Genomic DNA, 14,467 nt, shown 5'->3' on the forward strand with positions numbered 1-14,467 from the left:
GCTCCTTCGCAGGAGCCGGCCACGGCGCGTCAAAGCGGGTGCGTCAGCTCTTGCCGCTCACCTCCCGCACGTCCAGCCGCCTGTCGGCCTTGGAGGCCATCGGCCGGAGCGTCTCGACGGTGATGTTGTACTCGCCGACCATCGCCACCTGCGTGAGCGCCTGGTACGTCCCCGGCTTTCCGGGCACCTCGGCCATCACGATGGGCCCCTGGCGATGGGCCATCGGCATGGCCACCATGTCCGTATGGGCCACGACCTGCGCCTTGGTGATCGGATCGTAGCTGCCGGGCGCGCTCACCCTGGCCTCGATCCTCACCTGCAGGTCGCCGAGGTGGGTGGCGGTGATGTCGATCGCCGCCTTCGGATGCGCCTCGTGCGGTCCTGGAGCCGCCGCCGAGTCGGTCCCGGCCGCGGGGGCCTGGACCGTCGGCCGGGTGACGAGGAAGCCGATCGCCCCGATGGACAGGGCGAACGTCATCCCGATGCACCCCCCGAGCACCAGCCCCTGGCGGAACGGCGTCAGCCCGGCCGGCCTCTCGGGCGGCCTGCCGGGAGCCCGCCGCGGGCTCGGCACCCGCCTGGCGGGCGGCCGGCCGTCCTGGGACGACCTGAGCTTGCTGAGCAGGCTCATCCCGACCGCCTTCCGTAGCTCGCCCTGCTGCCCTGACCCGCGGTGCCGAACCACGCGTACGGCAGCTCGGACCCGGCGGGATCGCCGCCCTCGTCCCGTACGGGCCGCTGGTTCGCGCGCCCCATCCTGCTGTCGGGCAGCGGGATCAGGTTGGGCTGGAGCTTGGCGTGCACCCGGAACAGCCCCCACTGACCACCGGGAAGGTGGCGGGGCAGCGTGCCGGAGCGGTAGAGATAGTCGCCGGGTATGTGACGGAACCCGCCGGCGCCGCCCGAGCCGCCCGGGTCGGCCAGCAGGTCGCGGACCACGCCGGGCACGATGTCGTACACGCTGCCCGGGTTGAACTGCCCCTGGGTGGCCGCGATCTGCGAGCCGGGGTCGCGGGGCGCGCGGCGCCAGGTGTGGCCGTGCAGGGCGAAGCTCGTCGAACGCGGGTCGCCCATGGCCTGACCGACCCGGAAGACCGTCCGGTCGCCGGCGTAGGCCTGGAACACCGGCGTCGCCGGGTCACCGTGCACCCGGGAGCTGAAGATCTCGGTGATGTTCTGGTTCCTGGCGTACCGCCACGACCAGGGCTCGTTGGTGTAGTTGATGGAGAACTCTCCCTGGTCCTCCGGGTCGTCGGCCTCCCTGCTCGGCTTGAGCACGAGATCGAAGTTGTCCGGCACGGGCTTGCCGTCCTTGCGGAACAGCGCCAGGTCGCTGTTCATCAGCACGATGTTCTCCCGGAAGTCAGGATCCTCCGGATGGGTGATCACCGCGCTGGTGCCGCTGCGCAGCGGCCGGCCGTTCTTCGGGTCGAGGTACTCGGAGCCGGGCTTCTCGATGATCAGCGCGCCGTACAGGCCGTGGTGCAGGTGGTTCTGTACGTCGGCGTTGTCCCGCAGCAGCGCCATGCCGGTCGTGTCGGCCGGCAGGTCCCAGCGGTACTGGATGCTCTCCCCTGGAGCCACCGCCTCGGGCGGCTCGGAATTGACCAGCTGCGGGCTGATCGACGCCTTGGAGCTCACCGGGAACGGCTCGAAGCCGGGCACGTTCTGGTGGTTCCTGGGCGGCCGCTGGATGCACTGCGGGAAGCGCAGCACGTTCTCCCTGAAGCCGAGCTGCCCCGGCTCGGTGGCCTCGTGGCAGTGCGGACGCATCTTGCGTGGATCGAGCTTGTTGGTGAAGTTCACCGTCACGCAGTCGCCGGCGTTCGCCCTGATCACCAGCGGTTCCGGTTGTCTCCTCCCGTCGCGCAGCGCCTGTTCGTCGGCGGCGAGCGCGTACATCAGGCCGTTCGGGTCGTGATCGCCGTTCTTGTTGTAGACGATGTCGTGGTTCATGGCGATGACGTCGAACGTGCGGTTCTGGCCGGTCCTGCAGGGCGTCACCGGGCGGCTCTGCAGCCGCGCGGCTCCCGTCGTCCCGAACATCCCGGCACGGGACTCGTGCTGCTCGATCGTCAGCTCGGACCACTCGTCGCGCTCGTTCTCACCTGTACAGGTGTCGCGCGGGTAGTCCGGGAGCTCCGGAATCGGTGGCCCGCCCGAGCTCGGGTTGGAGCACGAGAAGATGCGCAGCAGCCCCCAGTCGCCGAGGAACCAGTCGTCCGCGCCGGCGTAGGCGTACTGGTAGTCGGTCACCTTCAGATCGGGTGTCGGCGGTGGCATCTCGTCCGGCAGCGGATCGACGTCGAAGTATTCGAGCATGCCGATGTGCTGGGCGCCGACGATGTTCGAGTCGGGATCACGTGGCTCGTGGCGCCATCGGAAGTGGTCCAGGTTGAACCCGTGTGACTCCTCCTGAGACAGCTGGAAGAGCCGGAACCTGATCGGATCACCCCGGTACGCCTTGAGCACCGGCGTGAACGGATCCCCGTGCACCTTCGAGTTGAACAGCAGCGACGGATCCCTGTTCCGGCGGGCCTCGAACGGCTCCAGCCGGTAGTTGACCCCCATGCCGCCCTGGTCGTCGTTGCTCGACGGGAACTTGGCCGGGAAGATCGGCACCCCGTCGGGGGTGTCGAACTTGTCGTCCGCCCGCGTGCGCGGATCGTTCGGCTGGAACAACGGCACGTGGTCCTCGATGAAGAGGGAGAAGTTGCGGTAGTCGACTCCGTCCGTCGGCTGGTTGTTGTGGTCGATCACCGGTTCGCAGTGCACGTCGAACTGGGTTCCGACGACCCCGCGGGTGCGCGCGCCCGGCACGTCGGGCACGCAGCCCGCCGGGTGGATGGTCGCGCCGCCGAACAGCCCGTTCTTCTGGTGGGTGTTCGGGAAGAAGTGGTCGTGGAACGAGTTCGTCTTCGTGTTCTCCTGCACGAAGTCCCGGTAGATGATCGTCTCGCCCGGCCCCGCGCCCTGGTCGTAGTTCCAGCCGTTGGCGGCGCCGTCGGAGCTCAACACGTCGAAGTGCACCATGTGCTGGTGGATGCCGACCTCGTTGGTCTCCTGGAGCCGGTCGAAGACGTTGCCGCCGAACATCCGGGGCAACTCGTTCGTCAGCTTGTAGATCACGCAGTCGCCGACGTTCAGGATGGGTGCGAACGGTTCGGGTTTCTTGCCGTTCAGCACGGCCTGTTTGTCACGTTCCAGGACGTAGACCCGCGACTGCGGGATCGTCCATTTCAGATCAGGGTTGTACGTCTGTCTGATCTGGATGGCCGCGACCTTGAAGACCTTGGTCGGCCGGCCGATGGGACACGGGTCCTGGAAGAAGGCGCCCGGCTGCTGCCCGCCCGGGTCGGCCGCCGCCCGCTCCAGCGGGGTCGGCGGGAAGACGCCGTTCTCCGCCCGCGAGGCGAGCCCGAGTGGCGGTTTGGGCGCCTTGAAGCCGAACACTCCCGGGATGAAGTTCGGGAAGCCCGGCCGTTCCGGCGTCGGACTGGGCGGCGGCTGCCGGCCCGGGACGCCGGGCTGGTAGTCGTGATCAGGTATCGGGAACAGCGGGAGCAGGCGCGTGCCGTCCGGCTGCCGCCGCGTGCCGTCCGACAGCGTCTCCAGCGTGCGGTTGAGCCCCCACATGCCGTTCGCGAAGTGCGGATAGAGGTGGCAGTGGAAGATGATGTCGCCGAAGGACGCCGGTTTGCCCACATTCGCCGACCCAGCGCCGCCCTGGACGATCAGCGGGTAGTGGCTGCCCGGCGAGACCGCCTGCACGTCGAGGAGGTTGGTCTTCCTCGTCACGTTGGCGGGCTCGCTGATCTCGTCGATCCCACCCTCGTCCTCAGGGTCGAACATCCAGCGGTTGACGTGCCAGTGGAAGGTGTGGGTCTCGACCTCCGCGGGGTGCATCAGGCGGACCTGCGTCGGCTCGCCGCGGTAGTTGCCGATCACCAGGTCGCCCCCGCCCGGGTCGCCGTACGCCCAGGAGGACAGCGACGTCTCCTCACCGATGCAGCGCTCGGCGTCGAAGCCCTGGGCTCCGCGCCGCGCCGCCGGGCAGCCGACCTCATCACGGTTGAACCCGGGCTCGGAGCGGTAGTTGAAGGCGAAGTACTCCAGCTTGACCGGGACCTCGCCCTGCACCAGCGCGTCGGCGTCGCCACCGCCGAGAGCGCGGATCGTCCCCCTGGTGAGCAGCCTGAGCTGCTCCCTGTTGGGCTGCACGCAGGACGTGCCACCCGCCTGTGGGCCGCCCCCGTCCTCGCGGCAGAACCGGGTGAGGATGCCGGGCTCGGCCTCCATCTCGTCGTGCATGAACATCACGTGCTCGCGGAAGTCCTTGCCGTTCGGCCGGATGATGACGGCCTGCGTCCCCGACTCCAGCGGCTCGCCCGTCCGCGAGTCCACCCAGGTCGCCCCGGGCTCCTCGATGACGAACGCGCCGAACGCGCCGAACGCGTGCGAGCCGATGAAGCGCACGTTCCCGTCGCGGTCGATCGGGCGGGTCTGCTGTGAGGTGAAGTCCGCCCCGTCCTTGAACTGGAACTCTCCCTGGATGTGGGCGTGCAGCTTGTACCTGATCGTCTCGCCAGGCCGGGCCGTGGAGTCCGGGTTGTTGCCCACCACGGTGCCGTCCGCGCGCCTGACGTCGTAGTCGAGGCCGTCGAAGTGCATCGAGGCGTTCGGCGCCTTGCGCGGGTCGAAGTCGATCTCCGGCACGCTCAGCGCCGGAGCGAACTCGCGCGGCCGCGGCGTCGGCGTGCCCGGCGGCAGCAGCCGCTCGCCGGGCAACGTGTAGATCGCGGAGTTGCGGATCCGCTCGTTGAGCGGCGGCGCCGGCTCGTTGAGCCGGTTGGTGAAGAACACCTTGATGCAGTCGCCCTGGTTGGCACGCAGGACCAGCGGCTCGATCAGGTCGCGCAATCCGCCTTCGCGCGGGTCGGCCGCCCTCGTGTAGTTGGCCCGCACGGTCGCGATGTTCTTGTCGAGCACGTACATGCGTCCCTCGGGAACCACGTCGCCGAAGCGGTTCACGAACAGCGGCAGGTTGATCAGTGAGACGTTGAACGTCTTGGGTTTCTTGCCGGTGCACGGATGCCGGGTCGGCTGCTGGATGTCGGGCAATCGCTCGGCGAGCGCGTTGCTCATCATCCACATCGACCCTCCGGCGAGGGCCATCCACAGCCCCGCTCCGGTGACCAGCAGCATCTTGATCGGCCAGGACCGCTTGCGGGTCCGCCGGGTGAGCATGGCCGCCGCGATGACGGCCAGCATGAAGAGCGGAATGAAATCGGTGTACGGCGCGTACAAGCATCCTCCAACCGAATGACCACCGAGTGGTCGCGCCGTCGGGGATCTGGGACAGAACCGGACAGAGGAGGGGATGACCGCCGGCATCGCCGCCCCGCACGGTCGCCCCCGAGCCGTCCCGACCGCACGCCTGGCGATGCATGCCTGGTCAGAGTAAGAGTTGACGACCTTGAAACCTCGTCAGACCCGCCGACTGATCGCCGCCGTCGCCGCTGCGTACGGGGCTCCGACCGGGCGCGTATACGCGGCGTGTGCCGGACGTATTCCGGCGCTCGTTACGCTCCCCGCAATCCAGTCATTCGTGACGACGGGCGCGATAGCCGGTCGGGACGGACCAGGGAGCGGGTGGTGCGGATGGCCGACGCGCGGTCGTGGGTCAGCGCCCACGTCTTCCACGACGGCGACCTCGACCTCGTCATCACCGACCTGCTGGCCGCCGTGCAGAGCAGGCTCGACGCCGACGGGGCCGCCCGCGGGCTGTTCTTCCTGCGGTACTGGGAGGGCGGGCCGCACCTGCGGGTCCGCGTACTCGCCCGGTCAGGACGCGTCGACGACGTGCGGCGGATCCTGTCGGGAGCCATCGCGGACGCGCTCAACCGCCTTCCCGTGTTCGTCCGGGTGACCCAGGAGGACTACGACCGCTACGCGCCCGCGATGGCGGCGCGGGAGCTGCGGCAGTCGTACGAGCGCCGCCGCCGGCCGCCGAACTCGTTCGCCTTCTTCCCGTACCGGCCGGAGACCGACAAGTACGGCACCGGCGCGGCTCTGCACGCCGTCGAGGACCACTTTGTCCGCTGCAGCACGGCCGTACGCCGGCTGCTGGCCACCGGCCCGTCCGACGACCGGCGCACCACGGCCGCGTTCGCCGTGCTCGCCCTGAACCGGTGGATCGCCTCGCACGGCACCGGATGGCCGCGGCGCGAGCCGCACCCGTGGCAGCCCGGCGAGCGGGCCCGCTACCTGCGCCGCCGCCCCGCCCTGCGCGCACTCGCCGAGCGGACGCGCGCCCTGGCCGCGAACCCGCCCGAGCAGCCGTCCGGGTTCGCCGGAGCACTCGCCGCCTCCGCCGCCACGCTGGCCGGCCGGCCCGACGCGGGGTCCGTGCTCGACATGTGCGCCCACCTCACCTGCAACCGGCTCGGCGTGGGCCAGGAAGAGGAGCTCCACCTGCGCGACCTCGCCGACAGGACCTTCGCGGAGCTGGTCGAGGAGGAGGCCCTCGCATGACGACCGGGTGGCACAGCGTGCACGTCCACCACTACGGCGACGCGACCGACCGGCTGCTGCTGGACGCCGTGCGGCCGGTCATGGCGGAGCTGGCCGGGCGCGGGCACCGGTCCTGGTTCGCCCGGCACTGGCGGCGGGGGCCGCACGTCCGGCTGCACGTCGAAGCCTCGGAACCGGCCTTCCTCACGGACGTGCTGCCGGTGGTCGCGGCCAGGATCGAGCCGTACCTGGCCGGGCTGCCTTCTGTGCCGCCCGACGTGGAGGCGCTGCTGCCGCTGCACCGCCGGCTGGCCGAGGCCGAGTCGGAGCGCGGCCCGCTGACCCCCTTCTACGCCGACAACTCCTGGCACGTCGAGCCGTACGACGACCGTACGGCGGTGCACGGCACGCCCGAGGCCGCCGCCCTGTACGCGGACTTCATGTGCGCCGCCAACGAGCACGCCTTCGCCGTCCTGGAGGGGCGCGACGTGCTCACGGCGGCGTTCGACGCCATGGTGGTCGTGGCCGACGAGTTCCACGAGGACGGCATCGAGGCCGGTTACCTCAGCTTCCGCTCGCACGCCGACGCCTTCCTCGCCCAGCAGGGCGGCGGCGAGGCGCGGCGGCTCGCCTGGGACGCGCGCTTCGAGGCCCGCGCCGACGCGTTCGCGGCCCGCCTGGACGCGCTGCTCGACTCCGGCGCCGTGGACGAGGCGACGGAGAGCCTGGTCGCCGCCCTGCTCGCGAGCCGGGAACGCGGGCTCGGCCTGCGCCGGCGCGGCCTGCTCCCGCTCGGTGAGGACGGCGGCCTCCCCTCGGTTCGGGACGCCTACCGCGACCTCAGCCCGTTCCACCGGGCGCTGGCCGAGAACGAGCGGTGGCTCGCCGAGGTGCTGCCCTCCACCTGGTTCGCGCTCTTCCGGCTCGTGCTGAACCTCATGTACCTGCAGTTCACCCGCCTGGGAGTGACGCCGTTGCACCGGTATCTCCTCTGCCACCTGGTCGCCGCCGCCGTGGAGCGGCGCACCGGCAGGCAGGCCACCGACGTCCTGCGCGCGTTCGCGGCGGCCGGGGACGTGGGATGAGCGGGACGGTGTACGAGACCCTGCGGCTGCGCGCCGGGGTGTCGGCCGGTCGCGGGCGGAGCGGCGTCCACCTGGTCGGCTACCCCGACGTGCGGCCGATCGGCGGCGACGACCTGGCCGTGGTGCGGGCGCTCGCCTCGGGTGAGCACCGCGCCGACTCCTTCCCTCCGCCGGCTCGGCGGCTGCTGTCGGGGCTGCGGGAGGACGGCTGGCTCGTCGCCACCGTGTACGACGGCGACACGCCCGTCTACACCCTGGACCCGCAGGTCTGCCCGGACGGCGACGGCCCCGCGGACCCTGCTGGCAGCCGGTTGTCGCGTTTCACCACGATCGCGGCGGCGCCGGGCGGTGGGCTGCGGGCGACGTCGCCCCGGGCGTGGGCGTCCGTCACCGTGCACGCTCCCGGTGCGCTGGCCGTGCTCGCCGAGCCCGGCGCCCGCGTCCCGCCTCCGGGCGTCGGCGCGCGGGCGGCCGCGATGCTGCGGCGGGACCTGCTGCGGGCCGGGCTCGCCGTGACCGGGGACGAGGACGCGGAGTTCCGGGTGCGGCAGTGGTCGGCGGTCGATCTGGCGTTCCACCGCAGCAGCCGGGGCATCGACGGCGAGGTGGGGGTGGCCGGCGGGTTCGGGGCCACGTACTGGGGGCGGGAACACGTCACCGACCCGGGTCGTCGGCCGCCGAGCGGGCCCGTCACCGAGCTGCCCCGCCCTGACCTCGCCCGCGTCATCGCCGCCGACCCGAAGCTGACCGAGGTGCTTCAGGCGCGCCGGACCCTGCGCGGCCACGACGCCGCCAGGCCGATCACGCTGGGGCGGCTCGCGGAGTTCCTGTACCGCTGCGCCGCGACCGCCGACCACCCGACGCCGCACGGCGACCGGCCGCGCCGCGCCTATCCCGGCGGTGGCGGCGTGCACGAGCTTGAGCTGTACGTGGTGGCGCACCAGGTGGCCGGGCTTGAGCCGGGGACGTACCACTACGACGGCTACGGGCACCGGCTGGAGCTGGTGGGCCGGCAGGCCGGCGCCGAGCGGACGCTGCTGGAGGCGGCGCGTTCCATGTCGGACGCCCCGGCCATGCCGCAGGTGCTGGTGCTGGTGACCGCCAGGTTCGAGCGGCTCATGTGGGTGTACGAGGGGCTGGCGTACGCGCTGATCCTGAAGAACCTCGGCGTCCTGGTGCAGACCATGTACCTCGTCGCCACCGCCATGGGGCTCGGCGGCTGCGCCCTGGGCGCCGGCGCGCCGCGCGCCTTCCGGCGCATCGCGGGCGCCGATCCCTTGAGTGAGGACGTGGTGGGGGAGTTCATGCTCGGCACCGTCGCAGGGGAGCACGACACGGAAGGGAACGCATGAGGCTGCGCCTGGCCGACCACACGTACATGGCGCCGATCGAGAACGGGCTGCACATCGTCACCCCGGCCGGCCCGGTCACGCTCACGGGGCCGTCGATCGCCCGGTGGGTCGAGGCCCTCGTACCGCAGCTGGACGGCCGATCCGGCCTCGACGACATCACGGCGGGCCTGCCGATCGCGCACGCCGCGATGGCCCGGCAGATCCTGACCCGCCTGCTCGACGCCGGCGTCGTCCGCGAGGTCACCGCCCCGCCTGGCGACGAGCCGGTCGCGGGGCCCGCGGAGGTCGCGTTCGTGGGCGCGCACACCGAGGGGGCGGGGGCGGCGTTCGCGCGCTTCCGCGAGCTCAAGGTCGCCGTCGCGCACGAAGGCCAGGCGGGCGACCCGCTGGCGGAGGCGGTCGCCGGCGCGCTGCGGACGTCAGGGGCCGGGGACGTCAGGGTGCGCGCGGCGGACGCGCTCGGCGACGACGACCTGTGGAGCCTGGATGTGCTGCTGGTGATCGGCGAGCTGGGCGCGGGCGGGCATGAACGGGCGGCGCGGGACGGGCTCGCCGTCGGGCACGTGCTGCGGGACGGCACGGACATCTGGTACGTCCCCGTGCGAGGAGCCAAGGAGGACCCGCTCAGCCCGGCGTCCCTGCGCGCCCGCCTCCGCACGGCCCCGCGCGCCCCCGAGCCGATCAGCGATCTGCACGTGGAGGCCGCCGCCGCCCAGGTGGGACGCGCGGTGCTGCGCTGGGCCACGGGCACGGCCGACCCGCGCCACGCGGGCAAGGTGACCAGGATCGGCCCCGACCTGACCACGTCGAGGCACCACTGCGCGCCGGATCCGTACGAGCTGCCGGCCACGGCGTCCACCCCCGAGGCGCTGCTGACCCGGGTGGTGCACCTCAGGTTCCGGCCCGTCGAGGACGGGCAGGCGTTCTCGGACGCGGCGGTCAGGGCGGCCGACGAGCTGTTCGGCCCGTTCCGCTTCCTGCCTGACGACTCCGCCGCGCAGAGCCCCCTGCACGTGTCGGAAGCCGAGGTCGGCGACGGCGTCGTGCGGGCGGTGGGCTTCGATTACGCGGAGACCAGGATCGAAGCGGCCCGCGCCGCGCTGACCAGGTACGCCGCCGCCAGGGTCGACCCGCGCCGCCTGGTGGACGGCGGCGGGTTCGCGCTCGCGTACGACCTGGCGGCGGCGGCGACCGTACGGCTGCCCGCGCACGAGGCCTTCCCCCGCCCGGCGACCGGCGTGGGCGAGGGGTACGGCGCGAGCTGGGACGAGGCCGTGGCCCGAGGGCTGTGCACCCACTGGACGCGCGACCAGGAGCTGATCGAGGACGTGCGGGGAATCCCCGTCACGGTCGATCCCGGCGAGCTGGACGCGACGGGCCGCCGCTGCTTCGCCCTGCTGGCCGAGCTGGGCGAGCTGCCCGAGGTACGCGAGCACGGGGGCCGCTTCGGCGTCACCGTGCTGTCGTTCCGCCGCGGCGGCGTGGAGGTGGCGCGGACGGCGGGGACCGCGTCAGCGGCCTGGACCAGGGGCCTGCTTGGCGCGCTCTACGCCGTCCAGGTACGCGTCCACGCGGGCCGCCCGCGCCCGCCCGCCGAGCCGAGGCCGTCCCTGCCGACCGCCATGTGGGTCGACCCAGGCCGGTCCATCGACCCTGACGAGGTCGCGGCGGCGCTGGCCACCGCCGGCCGCCAGGCCGTCGTCATCCCGCTCGACCACGACCCCTTTGTGGCGGCGATCGCCCCCCTGAGCGTGCGGGTGGCGATCGTCAAGGAAGGACGTCAGGCATGACCGAGCACCCCGTGACCGTGCTGGCGGGCGGGCGGATCGCCGGCGCCGTGGCGGAGCGGCTCGGCGTACCGGCCGTTCCCCTGCCCGACGGTGAACTGCCCCCGGGGCCGACCGTCGCCGCCGCGGACGGCTGGGCCGAGGTCGTCACGCGGGATCTGCGGGCCAGGCTCACCGGCCCCGTGCTCCCCGCCCGCGTCGAGCTGGACACGATCGTCATCGGGCCCTGGGAGACGCCGGGCGAGCAGGGGTGCGCCTCCTGCGCCGCGTACCGGCAGTCGTGGGCCGCTCCGGCGTACGAACGGGGCGAGATCGTCCGCGAGCGCCACGCCGACCGGCTCGCCGCGCCCTCGCCGCTGCTGACCGGGGGCGCGGCCGGGCTTGCCGCGGCCCTGATGGCCGACGACCTGCGCGCGTACGCCGAAGGCGGGACGCCGCGCACCCGCGGCACGGTGCTCACCGTGGACCTCCACGACCTGTCGATCACCCCGCACCGGGTGCTGCCCGACCCGCTCTGCGCGGTCTGCGGCCCGCACGTGACCGACGAGCCGCCGACGGAGCTGGGGACGCCTCGCCCGGTCCCCAGTCACGCAGAGGGCGCCGTACGCGGGCGCGACCTCGTCGGGGAGCTGGACGCGCTGACCGACACGTACGTGGACGAGCGCACCGGCGTGGTGTGGCTGCTGCACGACCGCACCTCCGGTGGCGCGATCCTCAGCACGGCGGAGGTTTCCCACCGGTGGGCCAGGGGGTCCGGCGGCTACGGGCGCGCCTCGGAGCGCCGGGTCAGCAGGACGATCGCGCTGCTGGAGGCGCTCGAACGGTTCTCCGCCTCGCCGGGACGGCTGCACCCGCCGAAGGTGGGGACGTACCACGAGGTGCGGGACCGGGCGCTGGACCCGCGCACGCTCGGCCTGCACCCGCCGCAGGCGTACGAGGAGCCCGGCTTCGCGTACGAGCCGTTCGACCCGGACCGGAACTACCGCTGGGTGTGGGGCTGGTCGTTCCTGCGCGGCGAGCCGATCCTGGTGCCCGAGACCGTCGCCTACTACGGGACGCACTCCCACGAACCCGATAACCGCCCCTTCGTCTACGAGATCTCCAACGGCTGCGCGCTCGGCTCCAGCCTGGAGGAGGCGGTGCTGTACGGCATCCTGGAGATCGCCGAACGCGACGGTTTCCTGCTGACCTGGTACGCGCGGCTGCCCGCACCGGAGCTCGACCTCGCCACCCTCGACGAGGTCAACGCCCTCCACCTCGCCGCCCTGCGCGCCGAGACCGGCTACGACCTGCGCCTGTTCGACATCACCACCGAGCACGGCGTCCCCGCCGTCTGGGCCCTCGCCACCGCGCCTCCCGGCACGGACCTGCCGGCGGCGTTCTGCACCGCGGGCTCCCACCTGTCCGGCCGCCTCGCGGTCACGGGCGCGGTGGCCGAGCTGGGCGACATGCTGACCAACGGCATCAAGTACGGCGGCGGCCCCGAGATCAGGGCCAGGGCGGCGGCCATGGCCGCGAACTCCTCCGCCGTCCAGGAGATGGAGGACCACCCGCTCCTCTACCACGACCCGCGCGCCGCGGCCCGGCTGAGCTTCCTCACCGCCGGCCCGCCCACCCGCGCGGTCGGCGAGGTCGGCTCGGGCACGGAGGAGTTCGCCTCCGACGACCTCGGCGAGCTGATGCGCGCGGTCGTCGGCCGCTACACCGCGTCCGGGATGGACGTCGTGGTCGTGGACCAGACCTCCGACGAGCTGCGCGCCATGGACCTGCACGCGGTCAAGGTGCTGATCCCCGGGACGGTGCCGATGACGTTCGGGCACCGGTACCGGCGTACCAGCGGGCTGCCCCGGCTGCTGGAGGTGCCGCACCGGCTCGGCCACACCGGCGGCCCCCTCACCGAGGACGACCTCAGCACCGATCCGCACCCGTTCCCCTGAAGCCGCGGAGGAGATCATGACTCGACAGGCGGCGGCCGTGTGGCGGACCTTCCTGGGCTGGGCGCGGCCCTACCGCGCCAGGCTCGCGCTCGGCCTCGTGCTGGCGCTGCTCTCGGCGGCGAGCGTGCTGGCGCTGCCGCTGGCCACGCAGCGGCTCGTCGGGCAGATCGCCGGCGGCGACCGGACGGCCGGGTCCGTGCTGCTGATCGTCGCGCTCGTCCTGGCCAACCTGCTGCTCAACGCGGGCAGCTGGTTCCTGCTCGACCGGACCGGCGTCATCCTGACCAGGGATGTCCGGCAGCGGCTGGCCTCGCGCCTGGTGCGGCTCGGCATCCCGACGTTCGACCGGCTCAGGCCCGGTGACCTGCTGTCCCGCGCCACCGCCGACGCGGCGAGCGTGGACGACCTGACCACGTACGTGCTGGTCGGCCTGGGCGTGCACATCCCCGTGATCGTCGCGGTGCTCGTCTTCATGGCCTGGCTCGACTTGCTCCTGCTGGGGCTGACGCTGGCCGTGGTCGTGCTCTCGTTCCTGGTGTTCCGCCTGGTCGCGCCCATGATCAGGAATGCGGGCATGGCCACCGCCGAAGCCGTCGGCACGCTCAGCGCCGACATCGAGCGGGCGCTGGGCGCCCTCCGCACGATCCGGGCGTTCGGGGCGGAGCGGGCGGAGGAGGCTCGCCTGCACGGCGCGGCGGAGGACGTACGCAGGGCCAGGACCAGGGCGTCGCTGTGGGAAGGCGTGTCGGCCAACGTCACCGGCCTCACCTACCAGCTCGCGCTCCTGACCGTGCTGACCGCCGGGGCGGCCCGGGTGGCGGCGGGAACCATCGAGGCCGGCGTGCTCGTGGCGTTCCTGCTGTACGTTTTCTACCTGATCGGGCCGATGCAGAACGTCATCCAGGCGCTGGCGTCGTACCAGTCGGCCAGCGCCGGGGTCACCAGGATCGCCGAGGCGCTCGCGTACCCGGCCGAGCCCGGCCACGAACCGCCGGAGCCGCAGGCCGACCGCTCGCCCCTGAGCGTGCGCTTCGACTCGGTGCGCTTCGGCTACGGCACCGGCCCCGTGCTCATGGGGCTCGACTTCTCGGCCGCGGCGGGTACCGTGACCGCGCTCGCCGGGGCGTCGGGAGCGGGGAAGTCCACGGTGTTCGGCCTGATCGAGCGGTTCTACGAGCACGAGGACGGCCGCATCCTGGTCGGCGGGCGCGACATCAGGGACTGGCCGCTCGCGCAGCTGCGCCAGGCCATCGGGTACGTCGAGCAGGACGCCCCCGTGCTCGCCGGCACCATCCGCGACAACCTGACCTTCGGCGTCTCGGACGTCACGGACGCGGAGCTGGCCGAGGTGCTGCGGATGGCCAGGCTCGACCAATTCGTGGCCGCGCTGCCCGACGGGCTCGACACGCCCGTCGGGCACCGCGGCGGCACCCTGTCGGGAGGTGAGCGGCAGCGCCTCGCCATCGCCCGCGCCCTGCTCCGCAAACCGCGGCTGCTGCTGCTCGACGAGGCCACCTCGCACCTCGACGCGGTCAATGAGGCGGCCCTGCGCGACACCGTACGCGGCATCGCCAGGTCGGTCACCGTCCTCGTCGTCGCGCACCGGCTCTCGACGGTCGTGGACGCCGACCGCATCGTCCTCCTCGACCGGGGAGTGGCCCGCGCCGTCGGGACGCACGAGGAGCTCGGCAGGACCGACGACCTGTACGCCGAGCTGCTCGCCCACCAGCTGGGCGGACTCGCGCCCGTAAGTGCTCCGGCTCCCAGCGGGGGAGCCGGGTGAGAGAAAGGAA

At 72.6% G+C, this 14,467-nt stretch carries 8 protein-coding genes; 6 read left to right on the forward strand and 2 right to left on the reverse strand.

Annotation, left to right across the window (positions count from 1 at the left end; all coding sequences use genetic code 11):
• Positions 1–43: 43 nt before the first annotated feature.
• Positions 44–631: a hypothetical protein gene (locus AB0K18_RS38245; protein ID WP_364924855.1), complete on the reverse strand. Its 588-nt coding sequence runs from the start codon at positions 629–631 to the stop codon at positions 44–46.
• The gene (locus tag AB0K18_RS38250; RefSeq protein WP_364924858.1) at positions 628–5,307 is read right to left on the reverse strand and encodes a hypothetical protein; all 4,680 of its coding nucleotides are present in this window, start codon (positions 5,305–5,307) and stop codon (positions 628–630) included. The genes AB0K18_RS38245 and AB0K18_RS38250 overlap by 4 nt, the downstream gene beginning before the upstream one ends.
• A 354-nt stretch (positions 5,308–5,661) precedes the next feature.
• On the opposite strand from AB0K18_RS38250, the gene AB0K18_RS38255 reads away from it, so the two are divergent.
• Genes AB0K18_RS38255 through AB0K18_RS38280 form a run of 6 tightly spaced genes read left to right on the forward strand, consistent with a single transcriptional unit; the run spans position 5,662 to position 14,457 of the window.
• Positions 5,662–6,534 carry a lantibiotic dehydratase C-terminal domain-containing protein gene (locus AB0K18_RS38255; protein WP_364925008.1) on the forward strand — a complete coding sequence of 291 codons (873 nt, stop codon included), beginning with the start codon at positions 5,662–5,664 and terminating at the stop codon, positions 6,532–6,534.
• Positions 6,531–7,598, forward strand: coding sequence for a thiopeptide maturation pyridine synthase (locus AB0K18_RS38260; RefSeq protein WP_364924860.1), 1,068 nt, complete (start codon positions 6,531–6,533; stop codon positions 7,596–7,598). The genes AB0K18_RS38255 and AB0K18_RS38260 overlap by 4 nt, the downstream gene beginning before the upstream one ends.
• Complete coding sequence (locus AB0K18_RS38265) at positions 7,595–8,950, forward strand: SagB family peptide dehydrogenase (RefSeq protein ID WP_364924863.1); 1,356 nt, start codon at positions 7,595–7,597, stop codon at positions 8,948–8,950. Before AB0K18_RS38260 ends, AB0K18_RS38265 begins: the two co-directional genes overlap by 4 nt.
• Positions 8,947–10,740: a hypothetical protein gene (locus AB0K18_RS38270; RefSeq protein WP_364924866.1), complete on the forward strand. Its 1,794-nt coding sequence runs from the start codon at positions 8,947–8,949 to the stop codon at positions 10,738–10,740. The genes AB0K18_RS38265 and AB0K18_RS38270 overlap by 4 nt, the downstream gene beginning before the upstream one ends.
• Entirely contained in the window at positions 10,737–12,674 is a 1,938-nt protein-coding gene (locus tag AB0K18_RS38275) for a TOMM precursor leader peptide-binding protein (RefSeq protein ID WP_364924868.1), read from the forward strand. Before AB0K18_RS38270 ends, AB0K18_RS38275 begins: the two co-directional genes overlap by 4 nt.
• Positions 12,675–12,690: 16 nt before the next feature.
• Positions 12,691–14,457 carry an ABC transporter ATP-binding protein gene (locus tag AB0K18_RS38280; RefSeq protein ID WP_364924871.1) on the forward strand — a complete coding sequence of 589 codons (1,767 nt, stop codon included), beginning with the start codon at positions 12,691–12,693 and terminating at the stop codon, positions 14,455–14,457.
• Positions 14,458–14,467: the final 10 nt, after the last annotated feature.

It is taken from the genome of Nonomuraea sp. NPDC049421 (assembly GCF_040677005.1).
In the GTDB taxonomy this organism is placed as follows: Bacteria; Actinomycetota; Actinomycetes; order Streptosporangiales; family Streptosporangiaceae; genus Nonomuraea; species Nonomuraea salmonea.